Here is a 21,592-nt window from a genome sequence, read left to right as displayed (position 1 = left end):
AGACGAACCATACGGCGATCACACACACAAGTCGGTTAGTGTCACCGGATGCTCGATGCCACCACCCGCTCTGGGGGCACCGCCTTGGCCCGTCCCCGGGCCGCCGCCACGGAGCTCCCCGTCACCGTCCCCACGGTCTCGCCCGTCCTGCCGACGGGCCTCACCGCCCGCTTCAGGAGAGCACTGCTCTCGCCGTGGTCGCGGCTGTCCCTGCTCGTCGTCCTGCTCGCGGCGGCCGCCTCGACCGTGCTGCTGTTCCACCCGCAGCGGCTCCTGTCGGACGGTTGGCCGCCACAGCTCGGCGGAGCCGCCGCGGCGGTGGTCTTCGGGGCGGCCTACGGTCTGTGCACCGTGGCGTTCGTGCCGCGGCCGCTGCTGAACCTGGCGGCGGGCGCGCTCTTCGGCACCCAACTGGGCGTCGGTGCGGCCCTGGCGGGCACGGTGCTCGGGGCCGGCGTCGCCTTCGGGCTCGGCCGGATACTCGGCCAGGACGCACTGCGTCCCATGCTGCGCGGCCGGTGGCTGCGGGCGGCGGACGGCCAGCTCAGCCGGCACGGCTTCCGCTCGATGCTGGCGGCACGGCTGTTTCCCGGGGTGCCGTTCTGGGCCGCGAACTACTGCGCGGCCGTCTCGCGCATGGGCTACCTCCCGTTCCTGCTCGCGACCGCCCTCGGTTCGATCCCGAACACCGCCGCGTATGTCGTCGCCGGTGCCCGCGCCTCGACACCGACATCGCCGGCCTTCCTGATCGCGATGGCCTGCATCGCCGCACCCGCTCTGGTCGGCGCGGTGGTGGCCTGGCGCAAGCGCCACCACCTGCGCGGCCGGTAGACGGTCACACCGACCGCACCGGTCCCGCAGGACACCGCCGCTTCGGCTACACCGACTCCAGGATCATCGCGTTGGCGAGTCCGCCCGCCTCGCACATCGTCTGGAGGGCGTAGCGGGCGCCGCGCTCGCGCATCGCGTGCACGAGGGTGGTCGTCAGGCGGGTGCCGCTCGCCCCGAGGGGGTGCCCGATGGCGATGGCGCCGCCGTGGACGTTGACCTTCGCGAGGTCGGCGCCGGTCTCCTGACGCCAGGCCAGGACCACGCTGGAGAACGCCTCGTTGACCTCGAACAGGTCGATGTCGTCGAGCGTCAGGGATGCCCGGCGCAGGACCTTCTCGGTGGCCGGGATGACGCCGGTGAGCATCAGGAGCGGGTCGGAGCCGGTGACCGCGAAGCTGTGCAGCCGGGCGAGCGGGCGCAGTCCGAGCCGGGCCGCGGTCTCGCTGGAGGTGATGAGCACGGCGGACGCCCCGTCGTTGACGGGACTGGCATTGCCGGCGGTCACGTTCCACTCGATCTGCGGGAAGCGCTCGGCGAAGGCCGGGTCGTGATAGGCGGGCCTGAGACCGGCGAGGATCTCGGTGGTGCTGGCCGGCCGTACGCACTCGTCGCGGGTGACGCCGTCCAGCGGAGCCACCTCGGCGTCGAAGAGCCCCGCGTCCCAGGCGGCGGCGGCCTTCTGGTGCGAGGAGACCGCGAAGGAGTCCATCTGCTCGCGCGTGACCGACCACTTCGCGGCGATGAGTTCGGCGCTGATGCCCTGCGGGACGAGGCCCTCCCGGTAGCGCTCGGCGACCCCGGGACCGAAGGGGTCCTTGCCGGACGGCACGTTCGACCACATCGGCACGCGACTCATCGACTCGACTCCGCAGGCGACCACGAGGTCGTACGCGCCGGAGATGACGCCCTGCGCCGCGAAGTGCACGGCCTGCTGGGAGGAGCCGCACTGCCGGTCCACCGTGGTCGCGGGGACGGTCTCCGGGAAGCCCGCGGACAGGACGGCGTAGCGGGTGGTGTTCATGGCCTGCTCGCCGACCTGGTCGACGGTGCCGCCGATGACGTCGTCGATCAGCGCCGGATCCACTCCGGAACGCTCGACGAGGGTGCGCAGGGTGTGGGCGAGGAGTTCGACGGGGTGGACGTGCGCGAGGGCGCCGTTGGGCTTGCCCTTGCCCACGGGGGTGCGTACGGCTTCGACGATGACTGCGTCACGCATGGTGCGGGCCTCCTTGGCCGCCCGGGCGGTGACCGGGGCGATTACCGGTGAGTAGGAAATCCGAACTCACCATAACCCCGTGGGTTGGAAAAACAAACCTTCCAGCATGCTGAAGCCGAACCGATGAGTTGGAAAACCGAACCCTCACCTAGACTGAGCTTCATGGCCGCCTCCAAGGACCCGCGCCCCTGTTCCATCGCCGACGCCCTGGCACTGGTCGGCGAGAAGTACTCCCTGCTCGTCCTGCGGGAGGTGTGCCTCGGCAACAGCCGCTTCGACCAGCTGGTGCGCAACATCGGCGCCCCACGCGACGTCCTGGCCACGCGGCTGCGCCGCCTCGTCGACGCCGGCATCCTCAAAAAGCGCGCCTACAGCGAGCGGCCGCAGCGCTTCGAGTACCGGCCCACCCAGGCGGGGCTCGAGCTGGAGCCGGTGCTGATGACCCTCATGGCCTGGGGCGACCGCCATCTCCGCCCGGACGACGACCGCCCCATGGTGATCGAGCACTCCTGCGGCAACGAGCTGCTGCCCGTCGTCAGCTGCCGGGCCTGCGGTGACGAGGTGCACCACGAGGACCTGACGGCCCACCCGCAGGCGCCAGGCTGGACGGTGAGGGGCCCGGCGGCGGCCTGAACCGCCTCCCACCTCCCGCTTCCCGCCGTCGGCCGAACAGGGCTTCCGCGGGCGGCACATGGCCCACCCGTCCACCAAACCCCTGTGCCGGGCATGTCACCTCGGGACGCTACGCTGCCCGTCGACACCCACGATCACCGAACCCGGCGGGTCGGTGCGCCCCTCGCCCCTCCCACAATCAGCGCTTGGACTCCGTAACTTCATGTCTTGGTTTGAATCCCTCATCCTCGGACTCGTCCAGGGGCTGACCGAGTTCCTCCCCGTCTCCTCCAGCGCGCACCTGCGGCTGACCGCGGCCTTCTCCGGCTGGAAGGACCCGGGCGCGGCCTTCACGGCGATCACCCAGATCGGCACGGAGGCGGCCGTACTGATCTACTTCCGCAAGGACATCGCGCGGATCATCTCGGCCTGGGCCCGCTCGCTCACGAACAAGGCGATGCGCCAGGACCACGACGCCCAGATGGGCTGGCTGGTGATCGTCGGCTCGATCCCGATCGGCGTGCTGGGCGTGACGCTCAAGGATCAGATCGAGGGACCGTTCCGGGATCTGCGGATCACCGCGACCATGCTGATCGTGATGGGTGTCGTCCTCGGCTTCGCCGACCGGATGGCGGCGCGCGACGAGACCGGCGGCCGTCACCGGGCCCCCAAGCAGCGCAAGGCCCTGCAGGACCTGAGCGTGAAGGACGGCCTGATCTTCGGCCTCTGTCAGGCCATGGCCCTCGTCCCCGGCGTCTCCCGCTCCGGGGCCACCATCAGCGGCGGTCTCCTGATGGGATACAAGCGCGAGGCCGCGGCCCGCTACTCCTTCCTCCTCGCCATCCCCGCGGTGCTCGCCTCCGGCCTCTTCGAGCTCAAGGACGCGGTGGGCAGCGACCATGTGTCCTGGGGGCCGACGATCTTCGCGACGGTGATCGCCTTCGTCTCCGGCTACGCCGTCATCGCGTGGTTCATGAAGTTCATCACGACCAAGAGCTTCATGCCGTTCGTCTGGTACCGCATCGCGCTCGGCATCGTGATCATCGCCCTGGTCGCGACGGGTTCGCTGAGCCCGCACGCCGCGGAGTCGGCGGGCTGAGCCGTGGGCGGCGGCCCCGAGATTTTCCCGTGACCAAGCCCATAGGTGATGCGTAGCCGTCCGGTAGCGGACTGTCAGTGCTTGCGCCTACGCTTGTCCGCATGTTCCCCGATTCCCACACCTCTGGTTCCGTACGGTCCGCCGCCCAGGTCAACGAGCAGATCCGTGCGCTCTGGCTGCGCGCCGGCGGTTCCCTGACGGCCCAGGAGCGGGCGGCGTACGAGCGGTTGGTGGTCGAGTGGGCGGCGGCGATCCGGGGCGAGGTCGTCGAGGCGGCCTGAAACCGGCCACCGCGTATCCACAGCGACCGGACACTTTCGGCAGGATCCCCGTGCAGCACCTGGACAGCGTTCCGCCGCGTCGCGGCCTGGTCGTCTTCCTCAACGGCACGTCCAGTTCGGGCAAGTCGAGCATCGCGGGCGAGCTGCTGCGGATGCTCGACGAACCGTACTTCCACATGCCCGTCGACGCGTTCCACGCGATGCGCTCCCGCACCGAGATCCCGCCGGACCGGCTCGACGCCGTACTGCACCGCACCTGGCAGGGCTTCCACCGGGCGGTCGCCGGCATGGCCGCCGCGGGCAACAACGTCGTCATGGACCATGTGTTGAGCGCCGAGTGGCGACTCACGGACTGCCTCTCGCTCTTCGTGCCGCAGGACGTCGTACTGGTCGGCGTGCACTGCCCGTTGGAGGAGCTGGAGCGCCGCGAGCGAGAGCGCGCCGACCGGCCGTCCGGCCTCGCCGTGCGCCAGCTGCGACAGGTGCACAGCCACGGCGTCTACGACGTCGAGTGCGACACCAGCCGCTCCACTCCCCGGGACTGCGCCGGCCGTATCAGGGACTTCCTGACGGCGAGACCCACGCCGACCGCCTTCGAGCGGCTGCGCGCCACCCGCTGAGCCTCACCGTCCGCCCGACACCCGCAGCACCGCGCCCGTCGCGTACGACGCGTCCGGCGACAGCAGCCACGCGATCGCGGCGGCGATCTCCTCCGCCCTGCCCGGGCGCCGCAGCGGAATCGACGGGGCGGCACGCGCGGCCCGGTCCGGGGCGCCCATCGCGGCGTGCATCTCGGTGTCGACGACCCCGGGCGCGACCGCGTTGACCCGCACACCCTCCGGGCCGAGTTCCCTGGCCAGACCCAGGGTCAGGGCGTCCACGGCCGCCTTGGTCGCGGCGTAGTGGACGTACTCCCCGGGACTGCCGAGGGTGGCGGCGGCCGACGACACGTTCACGATCACGCCGGAGCCCCGCGCGGTCATGAGCTGCGCCGCCCGGCGTGAACACAGCAGGGTGCCCAGGAGGTTGACGTCCAGGACCCGGCGCAGGTCCGCTGAGTCGGCGTCGACCAGCCGGCCGAGCGGCCCGGTCACCCCGGCGTTGTTCACCAGGCCGGTCACCGGCCCGAGCCGCCGCTCCGCCGTGTCGAAGAGCCGCTCGACGTCCGCCTCGACCGCCGTGTCCCCGGCCACGGTGACGCAACGGCCGCCGGCCTCCCGCACCTCGTCGGCCACCGCCTCCGCCGCTCCGGCGTCCCGGACGTATCCCACCACGACGTCGTGGCCGTCCACGGCGAGCCGCCGACAGGTCGCGGCGCCGATCCCCCGACTGCCCCCGGTGACGACCGTGACGGGACGACGTGTCATGAGTCCTCCAAAACTCAGTGGAATGATCGATCATCGATCGCCCATGACCGTAGCCGACCCCACGCGGTCACGGGAGGCCCCGGTGACGCACCAAGTACCGACCTGCGGATTCCCTCCCCTCGACCGGTCGATCCGGCCGGGATGCGCCCCGAGGCCACCGAATGTCGCCGCGTGCCCCTTGGCGGAGCTCTGAACATGCCCAACACTGAGCCGATGACGCAGCGTGTGGAGCTCGCGACCGTGATGGACCGACTGGCCGTCGACGAACTGATCACCGACTACGCGGCGGCGGTGGACGACGGCGACTGGGAGGCGTACCGGGGGCTGTTCGCGCCGGGTGGGCGGGCGGACTACCGGTCGGCGGGAGGTGTCGAGGGGGACGCCGGGACGGTCGTCGGATGGCTCGCGGAGAGCATGCGGCTGTTCCCGATGCGGCAGCATCTGATCGTCAACCGGCGGATCCGGTTCGGCCTCCTCGACCAGGACGCGGGCGACACGGCCGAGGTCCGGGCCGACTATGTCAATCCGATGCGGTTCGCCGGGGACGAGGCCGGAGCGGCCGCACCGGACTTCGTGTGCGGCGGCCGCTACGCGTTCGGGCTGCTGCGGACGGACGACGGCTGGCGGCTGCGCGCCGTGGTCGTCCAGGAGAAGTGGCGCCGTCTGCCCGAGCGGCAGCCGGCGCCTGTGGTCAACTGAACCGGCGTCCTCTGTCCGAGATCGCCGCCGGCAGGCACACTGGAGCCGTCCGCTGGGTAGGGGAGCGCCCTATGGAGACCTTCGGCCACCGGCCTGCCTTCGCCCGGCGGCGTTCGACGACCGCCGTATCCGTCGTGGACGGGTGGCTCGCCTCGCCGTGGCGGCGTTCGGCCGTCGCCGCCCTGGCGGGCGCCCTGCCCGTGCTCGCCTTCCCCGCCCCGTCCCTGTGGTGGTTCGCCTACATCGCCCTGGTGCCGTGGATCGCGCTGGCCCGCTCCGCGCCGACCGGGAAACGGGCGGCGTACGACGGCTGGGGCGGCGGCTTCGGGTTCATGCTGGCGATGCACCACTGGCTGCTGCCCAGCCTGCATGTCTTCACGTTCGTCATCGCCGCGCTGCTCGGCGCGCTGTGGGCCCCGTGGGGCATGCTCGTGCGCCGGTTCCTGGCCGCGACACCTGGCCGCGGCCAGGTGGTGGGCGCCCTCCTCGTGCTGCCCTCGGGCTGGCTGACGGTCGAACTGGTCCGTTCCTGGCAGGGCCTGGGCGGTCCGTGGGGGATGCTCGGCTCCAGCCAGTGGCAACTGGAACCGGCACTGCGGCTCGCGTCGGTCGGCGGGGTGTGGCTGCTGAGCTTCCTGGTGGTGGCGGTCAACGTCGCGGTCGCCGTACTCGTGTCGGTCCGCGAGTCCCGGATGCCCGCCGTGGCCGGTCTGGTCGCCACCGCCGCCGCCACCTCCGCGGCCTGGGTGTGGTCGCCGCGTCCGGATGTCGACGGCGAGGTCCGGATAGCCGTGGTGCAGCCGGGCGTCGTCGACGGCACCGTGAGCGGCGACCGCCGGTTCGACCGTGAGGAGCAGCTCACCCGCCGGCTGGTCGGTCAGGACGTCGACCTGATCGTCTGGGGCGAGAGCAGCGTCGGCTTCGACCTCGTCGAGCGCCCGGATCTCGCCCGGCGGATCGCCGCGCTCTCGCGCGCGACCGGGGCCGACGTCCTGGTCAACGTGGACGCACGGCGGTCCGACAAGCCCGGCATCTACAAGGGTTCGGTCCTCGTCGGCCCGCGAGGCCTCACCGGCGACCGCTACGACAAGATGCGGCTGGTCCCCTTCGGCGAGTACGTTCCGGCCCGCTCCCTGCTCGGCTGGGCGACCTCCGTCGGCAAGGCGGCCGGCGAGGACCGCAGGCGTGGCACGGAGCAGGTGGTCATGAACGTGGGGCACGGGCTGCGCGTCGGCCCGATGGTGTGCTTCGAGACCGCGTTCCCCGACATGAGCCGCCATCTCGCCGACGACGGTGCCGACGTACTGGTCGCCCAGTCCTCGACCTCGACGTTCCAGCACACCTGGGCCCCCGAGCAGCATGCCTCGCTGGCCGCGCTGCGTGCCGCCGAGACGGGCCGGCCGATGGTGCACGCGACGCTGACGGGAGTGTCCGCCGTCTACGGCCCGAGCGGGCAGCGCCTCGGTTCCTGGCTCGGCACCGACGCGAGCACCGAGCAGGTGTACGCCGTCCCGCTGGCGCACGGCATCACCCCGTACGTCCGCTACGGTGACTGGCCGGCGCACGCGGCGCTGCTGATCCTCGCCGCGTGGTGTGCCGCCGAGGGCGCACGGACCCTGCGGCTCAGGCGGCTCGCTCCTGAACCGCTAGGACCACCCGCTCGCACAGTTCGTGAGTCGCCAGCGCGTCCCGGGCGCTGAGCACCTTGCCCGCGCGCACGGCGTCGAGGAAGGCCAGCACCGCCTGTTCGATGCCGCGCTGCCGGGCCACCGGCACCCAGTCCCCGCGCCGCCGCAGAGTCGGCTGTCCCTTGTGGTCGATCACCTCGGCGAGGTTGAGCACCTGACGCTTGGTGTCCTGCCCGGACACCTCGAGGATCTCCTCCGCGGAGCCGCTGAGCCGGTTCATCACGCCGAGCGCGGTGAAGCCTTCGGCGGAGAGCTGCAGCACCACGTGGTGCAGCAGGCCGTCCACGACGCGGGCGCGCACGGTCACGTCGTCGACCGGGCCGGGCGCCAGGAAGCGCAGTGTGTCGACGACGTGGATGAAGTCGTCGAGGATCATCGGCCGCGGCTCCTCCGGCAGGCCGATGCGGTTCTTCTGCAGGAGGATCAGCTCGCGCGGGTGCTCGGCGCACTGCGCGTAGGCGGGGGCGTAGCGCCGGTTGAAGCCGACGGCGAGGCTCACGTTCCGCCGCTCGGCGAGTGCCACCAGCCGTTCGGAGTCGGCCAGTTCGTACGCGAGCGGCTTGTCGACGTAGGTCGGTACGCCGGCGTCGAGCAGCCGGGTGACGATGTCCGGGTGGGCGGTGGTGGGGGCGTGCACGAACGCGGCGTCGAGGCCCTGCGCGAGGAGCGCGTCCAGGTCGGGGTGACGCTGCGGGCCGGGCAGGTGGAGCTCGTCGGCGACGCGGTCCAGCGTGGCGGGGGTCCGGGTCTGCAGATGCAGTTCGACTCCGGGCTGCACGGCGAGGACGGGCAGATAGGCCTTCCGCGCGATGTCGCCGAGTCCGATGCAGCCGACCTTCACTGGGTCTCCTCTACCGGTTGCCTGCTGAGCCACCCGGAAGCATACGGGGGGGCCGCGCGGGCCGGGCACGGGAGAAAAGCACAGGGTGTGCCCCGCCGGGTTGGGTCACCATGCAGGCATGACGACGCAGCGCAGTGAACCCGCCCAGAACGCCGACGAACGCACCATGCTGGAGGGCTGGCTGGACTACCACCGGCAGACCCTCGCGTGGAAGTGCGAGGGGCTGACCGACGCCCAGCTCAGGACCGCTTCGGTGGAACCGTCCGAACTGTCCCTGATGGGGTTGGTGCGGCACATGGCCGAGGTGGAGCGGGGCTGGTTCCGCAAGGTCCTGGCGGGCGACGCCCCGGGGCCGATCTACTACACCGAGGAGGACCGGGACGGCGAGTTCCACCTCACCGAGGCGGACACGTGGGAGGAGGCCCGCGCCACCTGGCAGACCGAGATCGACACCGCCCGGCGGATCGCGGCCGGTTTCGCCCTCGACGACCTCTCCAAGGGCAGGAGCCGGTCCACGGACGAACCCTTCAGCCTGCGCTGGATCTACACCCACATGATCGAGGAGTACGCGCGCCACAACGGCCACGCCGACCTGATCCGCGAGCGCGTCGACGGCGCCACCGGGGAGTGAACCGGGCCCGGTCCCGGAACCGAACACCCCGGGACCGCGCTCGGGCCCGGGCCGCCGAACCGACCAGCGTCACCCACGCCCACTCCGCGCCCTCCGTAAGGGGCAGGAGATCACCCGTGTGGGGCAACCTCGGTCGGTCCGCTGTCCCGGAGCGGGCCCGACCGAGCAGAGTTGCGCGGGTGCATCGAACGACGACCACCGCAACGCTCCTGGCCGCCGTGGCCGTTTCGGCCCTGTCCGGCTGTGTGACGGTCCAGCGCCCACCCTTCTCCGGCCCGCCGGCGGCTCCGGCCCAGCCGACGGCGGCGCCCCGCCCGGACGGCCGGGCCGAGCCGCAGATCGTGCAGGCGCCGGCCCGGGAGGCCCTGGAGCTCATCGGCCCGTCCCGCAGTCCACGGGCGGCCGTCCCCGTGCCTCGCCGGGTGGCGCCACCCGCCACACGGCAACAGCCGCCTCCCGCCCAGCACCCGCACACCCGCACGCCACTCCCACCACCCCGGCATCCGCGACGGCCCCGGGTCGAGATCCCCGACGTGTCCGAGTCCGTCCGCGGAGACGTCCGGCAGCACACCGATGTCTGCGCCCTCGGCAAGCAGTACGGCGGCTGGCAGGCGGACAGTCCCGAGGCAGTCATCTGCGGGCAGGCCTACGGGCGCTGAGACGGAAGCGCCGTTCGGGCGGCGCTGTCAGGGCCGCTGTCTGGGCCCCCACCCGCCGCCGCCCGAGGCGCTGCCGTCCCCGAGCCGCAACTCCAGGCGGCTGATCGCCGCGCGCACCCCGTCGCCGTAGCTGTCGTCGGTCAGGGCGTCGGCGGCGCCCCGGGCGCGGCGCAGATGGGTGCGGGCGGCCTCGGCACGGCCGAGCTTCACGTAGTCGGCGGCCAGGTTCAGGTGCAGCGAGGGGTAGAGAGCGCGGACGGCGAGCGCGGCCCCGTGCTCGGCGAGCCGGTCGGCCGTGAGCTCCTCGGCGGCGGTCAGCGCCCTCAGATCCCAGGCGAGTTCGTCGAACGGGTCGTCCTGTGTGTCGGCCAGGTAGTGCGCCAGCGTGCACCGGTGCAGTGGGTCGCCGTCCTCGCCGATCTCCGCCCACAGGCCGAGGAAGCGGTGCCGGGCCTCCTCACGGTCGCCCGCGTGATGCAGGATCACGACCTGCCCGATCCGTGTCATCACGGCATCCGGGGCCGCCCGCTCCTGTCGCTCCGCCACCCTGTCCTCCGCGCGCTCGTCGGCTGTCCCTCCCGACGCTAACGCCGGCGACTGACAATCCCCGTCAGGCCGCACCGGTCCGGTTCGGCGGGAACCGGCCAGGTGGCACTCAGCCGAGGTTCGGGACGCGCCAGTCGATCGGCTCGTGGCCCTGCCGGGCGATCGCCTCGTTGATCTGCGTGAACGGGCGGGAGCCGAAGAACTTCTTCGCCGACAGCGGCGAGGGATGCGCGCCCTTGACCACGATGTGCCGCGTCTCGTCGATCAGGGGGAGCTTCTTCTGCGCGTAGTTGCCCCACAGGACGAACACCGCCGGGTCGGGCCGGTCGGCCACCGCGCGGATCACCGCGTCGGTGAACTTCTCCCAGCCTCTGCCCTTGTGCGAGTTGGCCTCGCCGCCGCGGACGGTGAGCACCGCGTTGAGGAGCAGGACGCCCTGCCGGGCCCACGGCATCAGATAGCCGTTGTCCGGGACGGGCAGGCCGAGCTCCTCCTTCATCTCCTTGTAGATGTTGCGCAGGGAGGGCGGTGTGCGCACCCCGGGACGCACCGAGAAGCACAGGCCGTGTCCCTGGCCCTCGCCGTGGTACGGGTCCTGGCCGAGGACCAGGACCTTCACGCTCTCGTACGGCGTGGCGTCCAGCGCGGCGAAGACCTCCTCGCGGGGCGGGTGGACGGGACCCTTCGCCCGCTCCTCCTCGACGAACTCCGTCAGCTCCTTGAAGTAGGGCTGCTGCAGTTCGTCACCCAGGATCCCGCGCCAGGACCCGGGCAGCATGGCGATGTCGGTCACGTCAACTTCCTTACGGTGTGCGGCGACTGCGCGGTGCGATCGCTTCCAGGCCACAGAACCTACAGGCGGCCACTGACAATCGGCACCGCGGTCGCGGCGACCCGGGCCTACCAGCTGGTCTTCCGGGACAGGTCCCACATCGTCATGATCGTCGACGGGTCGAGCGCCCGCTCGGCCCCGGAGACGTCGACGCTGGCCGCCACGAACTGCCGGCCCTGCCACAGGGGCAGCAGCCGGGCGTCGTCGACGAGGATCTGCTGCGCCTCCTCGAACTCCTCCACCACGTTGCCGCGGTCGCTCTCCCCGCGCGAGCGGGGCAACAGCACGTCGGTGATCTTCGGTGCCGCGTACGGCGTACCGAGGGCGTTCTGGGTGCCCACGAACGGGGCGATGAAGTTCTCGGCGTCCGGGAAGTCGGGGAACCAGCCGCGCCCGAAGACCGGGTACTCGCCCTTCTGGTAGCCCTCGACGTACGTCTTCCAGGGGCGGCTCTTGAGGGTGATGGTGAAGAGGCCGGAGCTCTCGAGCTGGGTCTTGAGCTCCTTGAACTCCTTGGCGGTCTCCGAGCCGTAGCGGTCCGTCGTGTACCAGAGGGTGAGCGGCACGCGCTGGGTGATGCCCGCCTCCGACAGGAGCCGGCGCGCCTTGGAGGTGCTGGGGTCGCCGTAGTCGTCGAAGAAGCCGGTGGTGTGACCGGTGAGCCCCTTGGGGACCATGGAGTACAGCGGGTCAACGGTGCCCTTGTAGATCTTGTGCGCGATCGCCCCCCGGTCGACGAGCTGGGCGATGGCCCGGCGGACGGCGGTCTTGCTCGCCCACGGGTCCTTCGGGTTGAACACCAGGTAGTTGATGTCGGTGCCGGAGCCCTCGATCAGCTGGAGCTCCCGGTCGGAGTTCTTGGCCTGGAGGGCGACGATGTCGTCGGCGGCGAGACCGCGGTACGTCACGTCGATCTGCTTGTCCCGCAGCGCCTTGACCATGGTGGCCGAGCTCTGGAAGTAACGGATGGTCACCGCGTCGTTCTTGCGCTCGGCGAAGCCCTTGTACTCGTCGTTGCGGACGAGTACGGCCTCCTTGCCCTCCTCGTAGGACTCCAGCCGGTACGGCCCGGAGCCGGACACCTTGCTGTCCTTGCGGAGGGACCCGGCCGGATAGTCGTCGGGGTCGACGATGGACATGGCGGGGGTGGCGAGCACGAACGGGAAGGTGGCGTCGGACTTGTTGAGGTGGAAGACGACCTCGCGGTTCCCGAGCACCTGTACGCGGTCCAGGCTGCCCAGCAGCCCGGCGGGTCCGCCGGACACGTTGATCTTCCGGATCCGGTCGATCGAGTGCTTCACGGCCTGTGCGTCGAGAGTGTCCCCGTCGGCGAACTTCAGGCCCTCGCGCAGTTCACAGCTGTACGTCGTGTTCGAGCTGCCGGTGAAGCGGCACTTGGCGGCGTCCGGCTGGGGCGTCGTCGCACCCGTGGGATAGGCGAGCAGCGTCTGGAAGACATTGCGGAACAGCTCCCAGGAGCCGTCCCAGGACGCGGCCGGATCCAGCGTGCTGGGGGCACTGGTGGTGCCCACCATGATCGGCCCCTGGTCCCCGGAGGAGTCCGACGACAAAACGCCGCACCCAGCCACCAGGGACGATATGGACGCGATGGCCGCCACCCGCCGCAGGCATCGATTCCGGTTGAACACGCGCACGCTCCTCGATCTGCCGTACCAAGGGTCGGCAGACCATACCGCAGCGTTCCGGCCCGTCAACCTACCCGGAAAGGGCCTTCTTGATCGCCGCGGCGATGACGACGTTGTCATCGGTCTGTGCGTTTCCTGTACGTCGGCACGGGCGCCGTTTCTGTCGACGGGCGCCCGTGCCGAGGCGGGGAAGATCAGCCCACGCCGGCGTTCAGGAAGATGCCGCCGTCGACGACGAGCGTCTGGCCGGTGATCCAGTCGGACTGCTCCGACGTCAGGAACGCGGCGGCGCCGCCGATGTCGGAGGGGACGCCGAGCCGGGCCAGCGGGTAGGCGGCGGCGGCCTCCGCCTCGCGGCCCTCGTACAGGGCCGTGGCGAACTTGGTCTTCACGACGGCCGGGGCGATCGAGTTGACCCGTACGCCGGGCGCGAACTCGTGCGCCAGCTGGAGGGTCAGGTTGATCATCGCGGCCTTGCTGACGCCGTACGCGCCGATGAACGGCGAGGCGGAGACGCCCGCGACGGAGGCGATGTTGACGATCGCTCCGCCGTTGTCCTTCTGCCAGGCGTGCCAGGTTCGCTGCGCGAAGCCGAGCGCGGAGATCACGTTGGTCTCGAAGACCTTGCGCGCCACGCCCAGGTCGAGGTCGGCGATCGGTCCGAACACCGGGTTCGTACCGGCATTGTTGACCAGGAAGTCGACGCGGCCGAAGGCCTCCATGGCGCGCTCGACGGCGACGGCCTGGTGGGCCTCGTCGTGGGCCTTGCCGGCCACGCCGATGACCCGGTCGGCGCCGAGCGCCTCGACGGCCTCCTTGAGGGCGTCCTCGTTGCGGCCCGTGATGCAGACCCGGTCGCCGCGGGCGATGAACGCCTCGGCGACGCCGTAACCGATCCCGCGGCTGGCACCCGTGACGAGGGCGACCTTTCCGGAGAGTTCAGGCAGTGCGGTCATGTCCGTTTTCCTCCGGTCCTAGTCGAGCGGTCCGCCGGCGACGTACAGCACCTGGCCGGAAACGAAGCCGGCCGCCTCGCCCGTGAAGAAGGCGATCGCGTTGGCGATGTCGTCCGGGTCGCCGACCCGGGCCACGGGGATCTGGGTGGCGGCCGCGGCCTTGAAGTCCTCGAAGCCCATGCCCACGCGCGCGGCGGTGGCCGCGGTCATGTCGGTGGCGATGAAGCCGGGGGCGACGGAGTTGGCGGTGATGCCGAACTTGCCGAGTTCCTTGGCGAGGGTCTTGGTGAAGCCCTGCAGACCGGCCTTGGCGGCGGAGTAGTTGGCCTGGCCCCGGTTGCCGAGGGCGGACGACGAGGAGAGGTTGACGATGCGGCCGAAGCCGGCGTCGACCATGTGCTTCTGGACGGCCTTCGCCATCAGGAAGGCGCCGCGCAGGTGCACGTTCATGACCGTGTCCCAGTCACCGGCGCTCATCTTGAACAGCAGGTTGTCGCGCAGCACGCCCGCGTTGTTGACCAGGATGGTCGGTGCGCCGAGTTCGGCGGCGACGCGCGCGATCGCGGCCTCGACCTGGGCCTCGTCGGAGACGTCCGCGCCGACCGCGAGGGCCCTGCCGCCCGCCGCGGTGATCTTCTCGACGGTGTCCTTGCAGGCGGCCTCGTCGAGGTCGATCACCGCGACCGCGCGACCCTCGGCGGCCAGTCGTACGGCGGTGGCGGCGCCGATGCCGCGCGCCCCGCCGGTGACCACGGCGACCCGCTGCTCAGTGGTGGACATTGCTGGTTCTCCTCGCCCTTGAGAAAGTACGCCCATCTGGTGAGCGACCGCTTAGTACCTTCAGCAGACGTGACGCTAGAAGCCCTGGCACCCGGTGTCAACGTCACACGAGGCGGGTGTGATCCATTACCTCACCAGCAGTTCGAGCAACCGCTCCGCCTCGGCCGCCGGATCGGCGGTCAGACCGGTGTGCACGGGCCCCGGCTGGACGACCGTGGAGCGGGGCGCGATCAGCCAGCGGAAGCGCCGTCCGGCGTCGTCGGACGCCGCCTGTCCCGCCCCCGTCCCGCCGCCGCACACGCCCTCGACGGCGCGCAGCGCGGCCCGTACTCCGGCCACGTCCGCGGCCGGGTCGAGGGCCAGCAGCCTGGCCTCGTCGAGGTGCGTGCGCACCCCCACGTAGGTCTTCGCCCGGCAGTACACGAGCACCCCGGCGTTGATGCACTCGCCGCGCTCCACCCGGGGCACGACCCGCAGCACCGCGTACTCGAAGACGTCCCGGTCGCTCACTTGTCCCCCTCGATGCGCTCGTGGATGCGGGCGGCGCGCGCGAGCAACGGCCGGGCGTACGCCCGCCGCAGGTCGTCCGGCGTGTCGAAGCCGGGCTCGTCCGCGAGCCAGACGTCCGGGACCGCGGCGGTGACCTCGGCGAGGAGTTCCTCGGTGACCAGCGGCGCCAGTGCGGCCGCGGCGGCCGCGATGTCCGGCTGGAAGGGCCTGAGCGCGTGGTCGGCGATGCCGTAGGGACGGGCCGCCGAGGCCTCCGCACCGCGCCAGCTGTGGTGCCAGATCATGGTCGCGCCATGGTCGATGAGCCACACCTCGCCCCGCCACACCAGCAGGTTCGGGTTGCGCCAGGAGCGGTCGACGTTGTTGACCAGCGCGTCGAACCAGACGATCCGGCCCGCCTCCTCGCTGCTCACCGCGAAGGCGAGGGGGTCGAAGCCGAGCGCGCCGGACAGGAAGTCCATGCCGAGGTTGGTGCCGCCGCTGGCCTTGAGCAGCTCCTGCACCTCCTGGTCGGGTTCCCCGAGGCCCAGGACGGGATCGAGGTCGAGTGTCACGATCCGGGGGACCCGGAATCCCAGCCGCCGGGCCAGTTCCCCGCAGACGACCTCGGCGACCAGCGTCTTGCGGCCCTGACCGGCGCCGGTGAACTTCATGACGTACGTCCCGAGGTCGTCGGCCTCGACGAGCCCCGGCAGGGAGCCGCCCTCACGCAGGGGCGTGATGTAGCGGGTCGCGATGGCTTCCTTGAGCATCGCCCCAGGCTACTGGGGTGTTCGCGGCCTCCGGACGTCGGCCGCGCACCATCTGGGCGGCCGTCTGAACAGCGGGTACCGGCGGGCCGTACTGCTTGACAGATCACCGAACATCCGAGGAAGGGAACGTCAGCATGACCAGCGAATCGGTTCAACCCACCGCCGGTCCCAGCCGTCGCACCGTCGTGGCGGCGGTAGGAGCGGCCGGGGTCGCCGTCGCGCTGACGGCGTGCGGGTCGGAGGACAAGAAGGACAGCGCTTCCGCCTCGGGCGCGTCGGGCGAGGCCATCGCCAAGACCTCGGACATCCCCGAGGGCGGCGGCAAGATATTCAACGACGCCGGGGTGGTGGTCACCCAGCCGACGGCGGGCAAGTTCAAGGCCTTCTCGTACAAGTGCACGCACGCGGGCTGCCCGGTGACGAAGGTGGCCAACGGCGTCATCGTCTGTCCGTGCCACCACAGCGAGTTCTCCATCGAGGACGGCAGCGTCAAGAAGGTCCCCGCGACCAAGCCGCTGCCGGCCGTCGCGATCACCGTGGCAGGGGAGGACATCAAGCTGGCGTGAGCGTCAGCCGCGTCCCGTCCGGGGTGGCCGCTCGATGCAGCCGAGGACCTCGTCGGTGGTCGTGAGGGTCGCCACCAGGGCCAGCGTGTGGCGGATCATCACGGGGGTGTACTCGGAGGGCACCCCCGCGATGGCGTCCGTCGGCACGACGGCGGTGTAGCCGAGGTTCACGGCGTCGAAGACGGCGGCCGGAACCGCCACGTTGGCCGAGACGCCGGTCACGACCAGCGTGCGGCAGCCGAGGTTGCGCAGCAGGGCGTCGAGCTCGGTGCCGTGGACCGGGGACACACCGTGCAGCCGCCGTACCACGATGTCCTGTTCGGCGACCTCGATCGGGGCGACCACCCGGACCGCGGTGCTGCCGGACAGCTGCTGGACGGGCAGCCGTTCGGCCGCGCGGAACAGCCGGGCGTTGCGGCTCGCGCCCCGGCCGTCCGGGCGGCGCTCGGCGATGGCGTGGATCACCTGGATCCCGTTCTCGTGCGCGGCGGCGACCAGCCGGGCGATGCGGGAGAGGGTGCCGGAGGAGCGTGCCTCCCGGGCGAGTTCGGGCAGCGCGCTGTCGGGGCCCACGACGCCCCGCTGGCACTCGACGGTGAGCAGAACCGTGCTCGTGGGGTCGAGGAGGTGGCTGAGCTGTTCGCGCGACGGCATGATGCCCCCTGGTCGCCGATGGCGTGGGCGGGCGAGACTAGCCACCATTGCGTGTGGACGGAAGACGACCCATCCTTTTCTGACGTGATGTCAGAGGATCTCTCCTCTGACACGACGTGAGAGAAAGAGGGGGCCGCATGACCGTCGCTCAACGCCGGGGCCGGAAGATCATGATGACGCCGGGCGAGCTGGACGAGTTCCTCACCGGCCAGCGCACCTGCCGGGTCGCCACCGTGTCGGCCGACGGCGCTCCGCATGTCAGTGCCCTGTGGTTCGCCTGGGACGGCAACTCGCTGTGGCTGTACTCCGTGGTGCGCAGCAAGCGCTGGGCCGATCTACGGCGCGACCCACGGGTCGCGATTGTGATCGACACCGGCGAGGAGTACGACGACCTGCGCGGAGTCGAGCTTTCCGGGACGGTGGAGTTCGTGGGCGAGAGCCCGCGCACCGGGGAACTGCGCGCGGAACTCGACGTCCCGGAGACCCTGTTCGCCCGCAAGAACTTCGGGCTGGAGGAGATGCCGCACGACGGCCGGCACGCCTGGGTGCGGCTGACCCCCGAGAAGATCGTCTCCTGGGACTTCAGCAAGCTGGGCGCCGCGTAGGGGCCGCCCGACCGGTCACGGTCGAGGGGGGCAGCGGCGCGCCACACCCCGCGTCCACGCCGTGGCCGGCCTGACAGCTCCTGGTCAGCCGACCTTCTCCCCCGCGGCCCGCAGCGCCTGGACCGCCGCCCGGATCGACGGGCGGCGGTCGGCGTCCGCGCGCCAGACGACGTACACATGCCGGCGCACGCGCTGGGTCAGTGGCACCGTCACGACCCCCGCGGGCATCGGATGGCGGCCCAGCAGCGGGGCGACGCAGACGCCGAGTCCCGCGGCGACCAGTCCGAGCTGGGTGTGCGTCTCGGCGGCGCGATGGCCGACGATCGGCTCGATGCCGCGGGAGCGCAGCGTGAACATCAGCCACTCGTGGCAGAACTCCCCCTCGGCCCAGGTGATCCACTCGTCCTCGGCGAACTCCGCGAGGTCCACCTCCTGACGGCCGGCGAGCCGGTGGCCGACCGGCATCGCCACGTCCGCCGGGTCGTCCAGAACGGGCGCCTTGACCAGGCCGTCGGGCAGCGGCATCGGCTTGTTGTACCAGTCGAGCACCACGGCCAGGTCCAGGTCCCCGCGGACCACTCCCCTGATCCCGGCCTCCGGCTCCAGCTCGCTCGAGCGGATCCGCAACGCGGGATGCCGGGCGCGCAGCGCGGCCAGCGCGACGGGGAAGAGTCCGCGCGCGGCGGTCGGGAACGCCGACAGTCTCAACTCGCCGACGACCTGTCCCCGCTGCGCCTCCAGGTCGGACTGGGCGAGCTCGACCTGCGACAGGATGCGCCCCGCGTGCTCCGCGAGCAGCCGGCCCGCGTCCGTGAGCCGCACACCCCGCCCGTTCTTGGCGAGGAGCTGCTGCCCGACCTCCCGCTCCAGCTTCGACATCTGCTGGGACACGGCGGACGTCGTGATGTGCAGCCCCTCGGCCGCGCCGCTGACCGAACCGTGCCGGGCGAGGGCGTCGAGGGTGCGGAGGCGCTCCAGGTTCAACATGTAAGTAACTCTACGAGATACGTCGCGCGAATTCTCGCTTGTGCTACGAGGTCGTCTCCTTCATCGTGGTCGACATGAGCACCGCCGCCACGACCGCCACCCGCGACCCGGCCCCCGTCGCGCCCCGCACCCGTCCGACGCTCGACTGGCGCGTCCGTTTCGGCGTCCTCTCGCTGATCTGGGGTTTCAGCTTCCTGCTGATCAAGGTGGGCACCGAGGGGTACGCCCCCTTCCAGGTCACGCTGGGCCGTCTGGTGTTCGGTACGGCGGTGCTCGCGGCGGCGATGGCGACGAAGCGTGAGCGGCTTCCGCGCGGCGGGCGCACCTGGGGTCATCTGGCGGTCGCCGCGTTCCTCCTGAACGCGCTGCCCTTCTCCCTCTTCGCCTACGCGGAGCTGACGCTCCCCTCCACCCTCGCCGGCATCTGCAACGCGACCTCCCCCCTGTGGGGCATGGCCCTCTCCCTGGTCGCCCTCTCCGAGGACCGGCCGACGCGGGCGCGGGTGGCGGGACTCGGCCTGGGCTTCCTGGGTGTCCTGACCGTCCTCGGCGTCTGGCAGGGCTTCCACGGCCTGGACGCCACCGGCACGGCGACGGCCCTGCTGGCCTCGCTCAGCTACCCGATCGGCTGGATCTACGTCCGCCGCACCCTGACCGGCACCGGTCACTCGCACCTGTCCCTGACCGGCGCCCAGTTGATGCTGGCCACGCTCCAACTGGCCGTGGTCACCCCGCTCTTCACCGGCTGGCCAACCCGCTTCCCGGTCCCACCCCTGCTCGCGATCGCGGCGCTGGGCGCCCTCGGCACGGGCCTGGCCATGCTCCTCCAGTACGGCATCGTCGCCGAGGTCGGCCCCACGACGGCCCAGATGGTCACCTACTTCATCCCGGTCATCGCAACCGCCGCGGGCGTGGTGATCCTGGGCGAATCACTGACCTGGTCGACCCCGGTAGGCGCGGCGATCATCCTGACCGGAGCAGCCCTGACCCAGGCCCACCCACGCCCCCAACCCAACCCGACAGCCCAGTAGGGGCGCGGCGAACCGCGCACCACGGGGCGCCAGCCCCGGTAGGGGCGCGGGGAACTGCGCGCCCAGCCACAACGCATCCGCAGCCAGAACACGCCACCAGCCCAAGGGACGCGGCGAACCGCGCACCACCGGCCGACAACCCCGCCAGGGGGCGGGGAACCGCGCACGGGCGCGGGGAACTGCGCAACCACCGGCCGACAGCCCCACAAGGGGCGCGGGGAACTGCGCACCCACCCACAACGCACCCGCAGCCAGAACACGCCGCCAGCCCAGTAGGCGCGGCGAACCGCGCACCACGGGGCGCCAGCCCCGCTAGGGGCGCGGGGAACTGCGCAACCACCGGCCGACAGCCCCACAAGGAGCGCGGGGAACTGCGCACCCAGCCACAACGCACCCGCAGTCGCCCACGACACCCCGCACGGAATGCGACGCCGACGACCGGCCGGAAGCGAACCGCACGCCCTAGACGTACCCCCGACCCGCCGCCGAACCCACCGCGGAGCCAACCGCGTCCGCCAGCGCCAAAATCTCGTCGTCCGTCAGCGTGGAGACGGTGACCCGGATGCCCGGCGGCGCGCTCATCCGGAACCGCGCACCGGGCGCGACGGCCCAGCCCGCGTGCAGCAGCCGCGCGACGGCCCCGGTCTCGTCGGGCACGGGGATCCACACGTTCAGCCCGCTCCGCCCGTGCGCCCCGACCCCGCGGTCCGCGAGCGCGCCGATCAGCAGGTCCCGTCGTCCGCGGTACGCGGCGGCCACCGCCGCCGTGTCGAGGGCGCCGTCCGCCAGCAGCCGGGCCACGGCCCGCTGGGTGATCCTGCTGACCCAGCCGGGCCCGAGCCGCTGACGGCCGCGGACCCGGTCGAGGGTGACGGCGTCCCCGGTCAGCACGGCGAGCCGCAGGTCGGGTCCGTACGCCTTGGCGACCGAGCGCACGAACACCCAACCGTGGGTGACCCCGGCCAGCGGACGCAGGGGCAGGTCGACGATCCCGTGTCCGTGGTCGTCCTCGATCAAAAGGGTATCCGGGTACTCGCGCAGCACGGACCGCAGGGCGTCCGCGCGCCCTGCGCTCACCACGGCACCGGTCGGGTTCTGCGCCCGGTCGGTGACGATCAGGGCGCGGGCCCCGCCCTCCAGGGCGCGGCGGACGTCGTCGGGCAGCGGCCCTTCGTCGTCCACGCCGACGGGTTCGGTACGCAGGCCGAGCGCCGGGACGAGGTCGAGCAGGCTCCCCCATCCCGGGTCCTCGACGGCGACGGCGTCGCCGGGTCTGAGGTGGGCCGCGAGGACGCGCTCGATGGCGTCGAGCGAGCCCGAGGTGATGGCGAGGGGCCCCTCCGGCACCCCGTCGGCGTCCAGCTCGGCTCGCGCGCGGAGCGCCAGCTCCGGCTCCACCGGCCCGTCTCCGTACAGCACCGGATCCCGGTCGGCGAGCTCGGCGGCCGCGGTAAAGGCGCTCGCCAGGGAGGGCAGCAGCGCCGGGTCCGGGTTGCCGTTCGACACGTCCCGCACCCCTTCGGGTACGTGGACCCGGATGTGCTCGCGTCCCGTGGTGGCGGGTGTGGGCCGCACCCGGCTGCCCCGGCGCCCGGCGGTCTCGATGACGCCGCGCTCGCGCAGGGTGCGGTACGCGGCCGCGACGGTGTTGGGATTCACGCCCAGCTCGGTCGCCAAGTCCCGCATGGCGGGCAGCAGTTGCCCCGGCTCCAGCTCACCCGAGCCCACCGCGCGCTCGACGCTTGACGCAATCTCCGCTGCGCGCCGACCTTCGATCCGATATTCTCCTAGCACAAAGCAGAT

At 71.7% G+C, this 21,592-nt stretch carries 25 protein-coding genes; 12 read left to right on the top strand and 13 right to left on the bottom strand.

Annotated elements, in window-relative coordinates; translation table 11 throughout:
- Window positions 1-48 precede the first annotated feature (48 nt).
- Window positions 49-831, top strand: coding sequence for a TVP38/TMEM64 family protein (locus OG985_RS38120; protein WP_371672931.1), 783 nt, complete (start codon window positions 49-51; stop codon window positions 829-831).
- Window positions 832-877: 46 nt separating this feature from the next.
- Here OG985_RS38120 and OG985_RS38115 read toward each other — a convergent pair whose 3' ends face one another.
- The gene (locus tag OG985_RS38115) at window positions 878-2,047 is read right to left on the bottom strand and encodes an acetyl-CoA C-acyltransferase (RefSeq protein ID WP_371672930.1); all 1,170 of its coding nucleotides are present in this window, start codon (window positions 2,045-2,047) and stop codon (window positions 878-880) included.
- A gap of 162 nt (window positions 2,048-2,209) precedes the next feature.
- Here OG985_RS38115 and OG985_RS38110 point away from each other — a divergent pair, with 162 nt between their 5' ends.
- The 4 genes from OG985_RS38110 (at window position 2,210) to OG985_RS38095 (ending at window position 4,659) form a co-directional block, all read left to right on the top strand.
- Window positions 2,210-2,680 (top strand): winged helix-turn-helix transcriptional regulator, encoded by a 471-nt coding sequence (locus OG985_RS38110; protein WP_371672929.1) that lies wholly within the window; start codon window positions 2,210-2,212, stop codon window positions 2,678-2,680.
- Window positions 2,681-2,882: 202 nt separating this feature from the next.
- Entirely contained in the window at window positions 2,883-3,758 is an 876-nt protein-coding gene (locus OG985_RS38105; protein WP_371672928.1) for an undecaprenyl-diphosphate phosphatase, read from the top strand.
- 101 nt (window positions 3,759-3,859) lie between these two features.
- A complete protein-coding gene (locus OG985_RS38100; RefSeq protein ID WP_371672927.1) occupies window positions 3,860-4,039 on the top strand; it encodes a hypothetical protein in 180 nt (59 codons plus the stop codon).
- Window positions 4,040-4,089: 50 nt separating this feature from the next.
- Window positions 4,090-4,659 carry a chloramphenicol phosphotransferase CPT family protein gene (locus OG985_RS38095; protein ID WP_371672926.1) on the top strand — a complete coding sequence of 190 codons (570 nt, stop codon included), beginning with the start codon at window positions 4,090-4,092 and terminating at the stop codon, window positions 4,657-4,659.
- 3 nt (window positions 4,660-4,662) lie between these two features.
- Here the strand turns inward: OG985_RS38095 and OG985_RS38090 are convergent, their stop codons facing one another.
- Window positions 4,663-5,406, bottom strand: a complete 744-nt coding sequence (locus OG985_RS38090) for an SDR family NAD(P)-dependent oxidoreductase (protein WP_371672925.1) — start codon at window positions 5,404-5,406, stop codon at window positions 4,663-4,665.
- Window positions 5,407-5,619: 213 nt separating this feature from the next.
- On the opposite strand from OG985_RS38090, the gene OG985_RS38085 reads away from it, so the two are divergent.
- Both OG985_RS38085 and lnt read left to right on the top strand, forming a co-directional pair.
- Window positions 5,620-6,105: a nuclear transport factor 2 family protein gene (locus tag OG985_RS38085; RefSeq protein ID WP_371672924.1), complete on the top strand. Its 486-nt coding sequence runs from the start codon at window positions 5,620-5,622 to the stop codon at window positions 6,103-6,105.
- Between the two features lie 71 nt (window positions 6,106-6,176).
- Window positions 6,177-7,805 carry an apolipoprotein N-acyltransferase gene (gene lnt, locus OG985_RS38080; protein WP_371672923.1) on the top strand — a complete coding sequence of 543 codons (1,629 nt, stop codon included), beginning with the start codon at window positions 6,177-6,179 and terminating at the stop codon, window positions 7,803-7,805.
- Here the strand turns inward: lnt and OG985_RS38075 are convergent.
- Window positions 7,729-8,634 (bottom strand): Gfo/Idh/MocA family protein, encoded by a 906-nt coding sequence (locus tag OG985_RS38075; protein ID WP_371672922.1) that lies wholly within the window; start codon window positions 8,632-8,634, stop codon window positions 7,729-7,731. The two genes, lnt and OG985_RS38075, sit on opposite strands and share 77 nt — an antisense overlap.
- A gap of 118 nt (window positions 8,635-8,752) precedes the next feature.
- Between OG985_RS38075 and OG985_RS38070 the strand changes: the two genes are divergently transcribed.
- The gene (locus OG985_RS38070) at window positions 8,753-9,265 is read left to right on the top strand and encodes a DinB family protein (RefSeq protein ID WP_371672921.1); all 513 of its coding nucleotides are present in this window, start codon (window positions 8,753-8,755) and stop codon (window positions 9,263-9,265) included.
- A gap of 179 nt (window positions 9,266-9,444) precedes the next feature.
- Window positions 9,445-9,924 (top strand): hypothetical protein, encoded by a 480-nt coding sequence (locus OG985_RS38065; RefSeq protein ID WP_371672920.1) that lies wholly within the window; start codon window positions 9,445-9,447, stop codon window positions 9,922-9,924.
- A 27-nt stretch (window positions 9,925-9,951) separates the two neighbouring features.
- Here the strand turns inward: OG985_RS38065 and OG985_RS38060 are convergent, their stop codons facing one another.
- The 7 genes from OG985_RS38060 to OG985_RS38030 all read right to left on the bottom strand — a co-directional run bounded on the left by OG985_RS38060 (window position 9,952) and on the right by OG985_RS38030 (window position 15,946).
- Complete coding sequence (locus OG985_RS38060; protein ID WP_371672919.1) at window positions 9,952-10,470, bottom strand: hypothetical protein; 519 nt, start codon at window positions 10,468-10,470, stop codon at window positions 9,952-9,954.
- Between the two features lie 109 nt (window positions 10,471-10,579).
- A complete protein-coding gene (gene ung / locus OG985_RS38055) occupies window positions 10,580-11,263 on the bottom strand; it encodes a uracil-DNA glycosylase (protein WP_371672918.1) in 684 nt (227 codons plus the stop codon).
- 107 nt (window positions 11,264-11,370) lie between these two features.
- A complete protein-coding gene (locus OG985_RS38050; protein ID WP_371672917.1) occupies window positions 11,371-12,951 on the bottom strand; it encodes an ABC transporter substrate-binding protein in 1,581 nt (526 codons plus the stop codon).
- A 191-nt stretch (window positions 12,952-13,142) separates the two neighbouring features.
- Window positions 13,143-13,904 (bottom strand): SDR family oxidoreductase, encoded by a 762-nt coding sequence (locus tag OG985_RS38045; RefSeq protein ID WP_371672916.1) that lies wholly within the window; start codon window positions 13,902-13,904, stop codon window positions 13,143-13,145.
- 18 nt (window positions 13,905-13,922) lie between these two features.
- Window positions 13,923-14,684 carry a 3-oxoacyl-ACP reductase FabG gene (fabG, locus tag OG985_RS38040; protein WP_371672915.1) on the bottom strand — a complete coding sequence of 254 codons (762 nt, stop codon included), beginning with the start codon at window positions 14,682-14,684 and terminating at the stop codon, window positions 13,923-13,925.
- 126 nt (window positions 14,685-14,810) lie between these two features.
- Window positions 14,811-15,194, bottom strand: a complete 384-nt coding sequence (locus OG985_RS38035) for a DUF3037 domain-containing protein (RefSeq protein WP_371672914.1) — start codon at window positions 15,192-15,194, stop codon at window positions 14,811-14,813.
- Window positions 15,191-15,946: a HipA family kinase gene (locus tag OG985_RS38030; protein WP_371672913.1), complete on the bottom strand. Its 756-nt coding sequence runs from the start codon at window positions 15,944-15,946 to the stop codon at window positions 15,191-15,193. The genes OG985_RS38035 and OG985_RS38030 overlap by 4 nt, the downstream gene beginning before the upstream one ends.
- Window positions 15,947-16,080: 134 nt before the next feature.
- Between OG985_RS38030 and OG985_RS38025 the strand changes: the two genes are divergently transcribed.
- Complete coding sequence (locus tag OG985_RS38025; RefSeq protein WP_371672912.1) at window positions 16,081-16,512, top strand: Rieske (2Fe-2S) protein; 432 nt, start codon at window positions 16,081-16,083, stop codon at window positions 16,510-16,512.
- A 3-nt stretch (window positions 16,513-16,515) separates the two neighbouring features.
- Here OG985_RS38025 and OG985_RS38020 read toward each other — a convergent pair whose 3' ends face one another.
- Window positions 16,516-17,166, bottom strand: coding sequence for a cysteine hydrolase family protein (locus tag OG985_RS38020; protein ID WP_371672911.1), 651 nt, complete (start codon window positions 17,164-17,166; stop codon window positions 16,516-16,518).
- A 137-nt stretch (window positions 17,167-17,303) separates the two neighbouring features.
- Here OG985_RS38020 and OG985_RS38015 point away from each other — a divergent pair, with 137 nt between their 5' ends.
- Entirely contained in the window at window positions 17,304-17,771 is a 468-nt protein-coding gene (locus OG985_RS38015; protein ID WP_371672910.1) for a pyridoxamine 5'-phosphate oxidase family protein, read from the top strand.
- An 84-nt stretch (window positions 17,772-17,855) separates the two neighbouring features.
- Here the strand turns inward: OG985_RS38015 and OG985_RS38010 are convergent, their stop codons facing one another.
- The gene (locus OG985_RS38010) at window positions 17,856-18,758 is read right to left on the bottom strand and encodes a LysR family transcriptional regulator (protein WP_371672909.1); all 903 of its coding nucleotides are present in this window, start codon (window positions 18,756-18,758) and stop codon (window positions 17,856-17,858) included.
- Window positions 18,759-18,832: 74 nt separating this feature from the next.
- Between OG985_RS38010 and OG985_RS38005 the strand changes: the two genes are divergently transcribed.
- Complete coding sequence (locus OG985_RS38005) at window positions 18,833-19,789, top strand: DMT family transporter (RefSeq protein WP_371672908.1); 957 nt, start codon at window positions 18,833-18,835, stop codon at window positions 19,787-19,789.
- Window positions 19,790-20,251: 462 nt separating this feature from the next.
- Here OG985_RS38005 and OG985_RS38000 read toward each other — a convergent pair whose 3' ends face one another.
- Window positions 20,252-21,583, bottom strand: a complete 1,332-nt coding sequence (locus OG985_RS38000; RefSeq protein ID WP_371672907.1) for an aminotransferase class I/II-fold pyridoxal phosphate-dependent enzyme — start codon at window positions 21,581-21,583, stop codon at window positions 20,252-20,254.
- Window positions 21,584-21,592: the final 9 nt, after the last annotated feature.

The sequence above is a fragment of the Streptomyces sp. NBC_00289 genome (assembly GCF_041435115.1).
Taxonomy (GTDB): Bacteria; Actinomycetota; Actinomycetes; order Streptomycetales; family Streptomycetaceae; genus Streptomyces.
This window is presented reverse-complemented; position numbering and strand designations above follow the sequence as displayed.

Coding starts and splice junctions, on each gene's coding strand:
- fabG (WP_371672915.1), bottom strand. CDS start 14,684: ATGTCCACCACTGAGCAGCGGGTCGCCGTGGTCACCGGCGGGGCGCGC.
- OG985_RS38090 (WP_371672925.1), bottom strand. CDS start 5,406: ATGACACGTCGTCCCGTCACGGTCGTCACCGGGGGCAGTCGGGGGATC.
- OG985_RS38110 (WP_371672929.1), top strand. CDS start 2,210: ATGGCCGCCTCCAAGGACCCGCGCCCCTGTTCCATCGCCGACGCCCTG.
- OG985_RS38025 (WP_371672912.1), top strand. CDS start 16,081: ATGACCAGCGAATCGGTTCAACCCACCGCCGGTCCCAGCCGTCGCACC.
- OG985_RS38005 (WP_371672908.1), top strand. CDS start 18,833: ATGAGCACCGCCGCCACGACCGCCACCCGCGACCCGGCCCCCGTCGCG.
- OG985_RS38020 (WP_371672911.1), bottom strand. CDS start 17,166: ATGCCGTCGCGCGAACAGCTCAGCCACCTCCTCGACCCCACGAGCACG.
- OG985_RS38085 (WP_371672924.1), top strand. CDS start 5,620: ATGACGCAGCGTGTGGAGCTCGCGACCGTGATGGACCGACTGGCCGTC.
- OG985_RS38105 (WP_371672928.1), top strand. CDS start 2,883: ATGTCTTGGTTTGAATCCCTCATCCTCGGACTCGTCCAGGGGCTGACC.
- lnt (WP_371672923.1), top strand. CDS start 6,177: ATGGAGACCTTCGGCCACCGGCCTGCCTTCGCCCGGCGGCGTTCGACG.
- OG985_RS38100 (WP_371672927.1), top strand. CDS start 3,860: ATGTTCCCCGATTCCCACACCTCTGGTTCCGTACGGTCCGCCGCCCAG.
- OG985_RS38045 (WP_371672916.1), bottom strand. CDS start 13,904: ATGACCGCACTGCCTGAACTCTCCGGAAAGGTCGCCCTCGTCACGGGT.
- OG985_RS38070 (WP_371672921.1), top strand. CDS start 8,753: ATGACGACGCAGCGCAGTGAACCCGCCCAGAACGCCGACGAACGCACC.
- OG985_RS38115 (WP_371672930.1), bottom strand. CDS start 2,047: ATGCGTGACGCAGTCATCGTCGAAGCCGTACGCACCCCCGTGGGCAAG.
- OG985_RS38030 (WP_371672913.1), bottom strand. CDS start 15,946: ATGCTCAAGGAAGCCATCGCGACCCGCTACATCACGCCCCTGCGTGAG.
- OG985_RS38120 (WP_371672931.1), top strand. CDS start 49: ATGCTCGATGCCACCACCCGCTCTGGGGGCACCGCCTTGGCCCGTCCC.
- OG985_RS38010 (WP_371672909.1), bottom strand. CDS start 18,758: ATGTTGAACCTGGAGCGCCTCCGCACCCTCGACGCCCTCGCCCGGCAC.
- OG985_RS38015 (WP_371672910.1), top strand. CDS start 17,304: ATGACCGTCGCTCAACGCCGGGGCCGGAAGATCATGATGACGCCGGGC.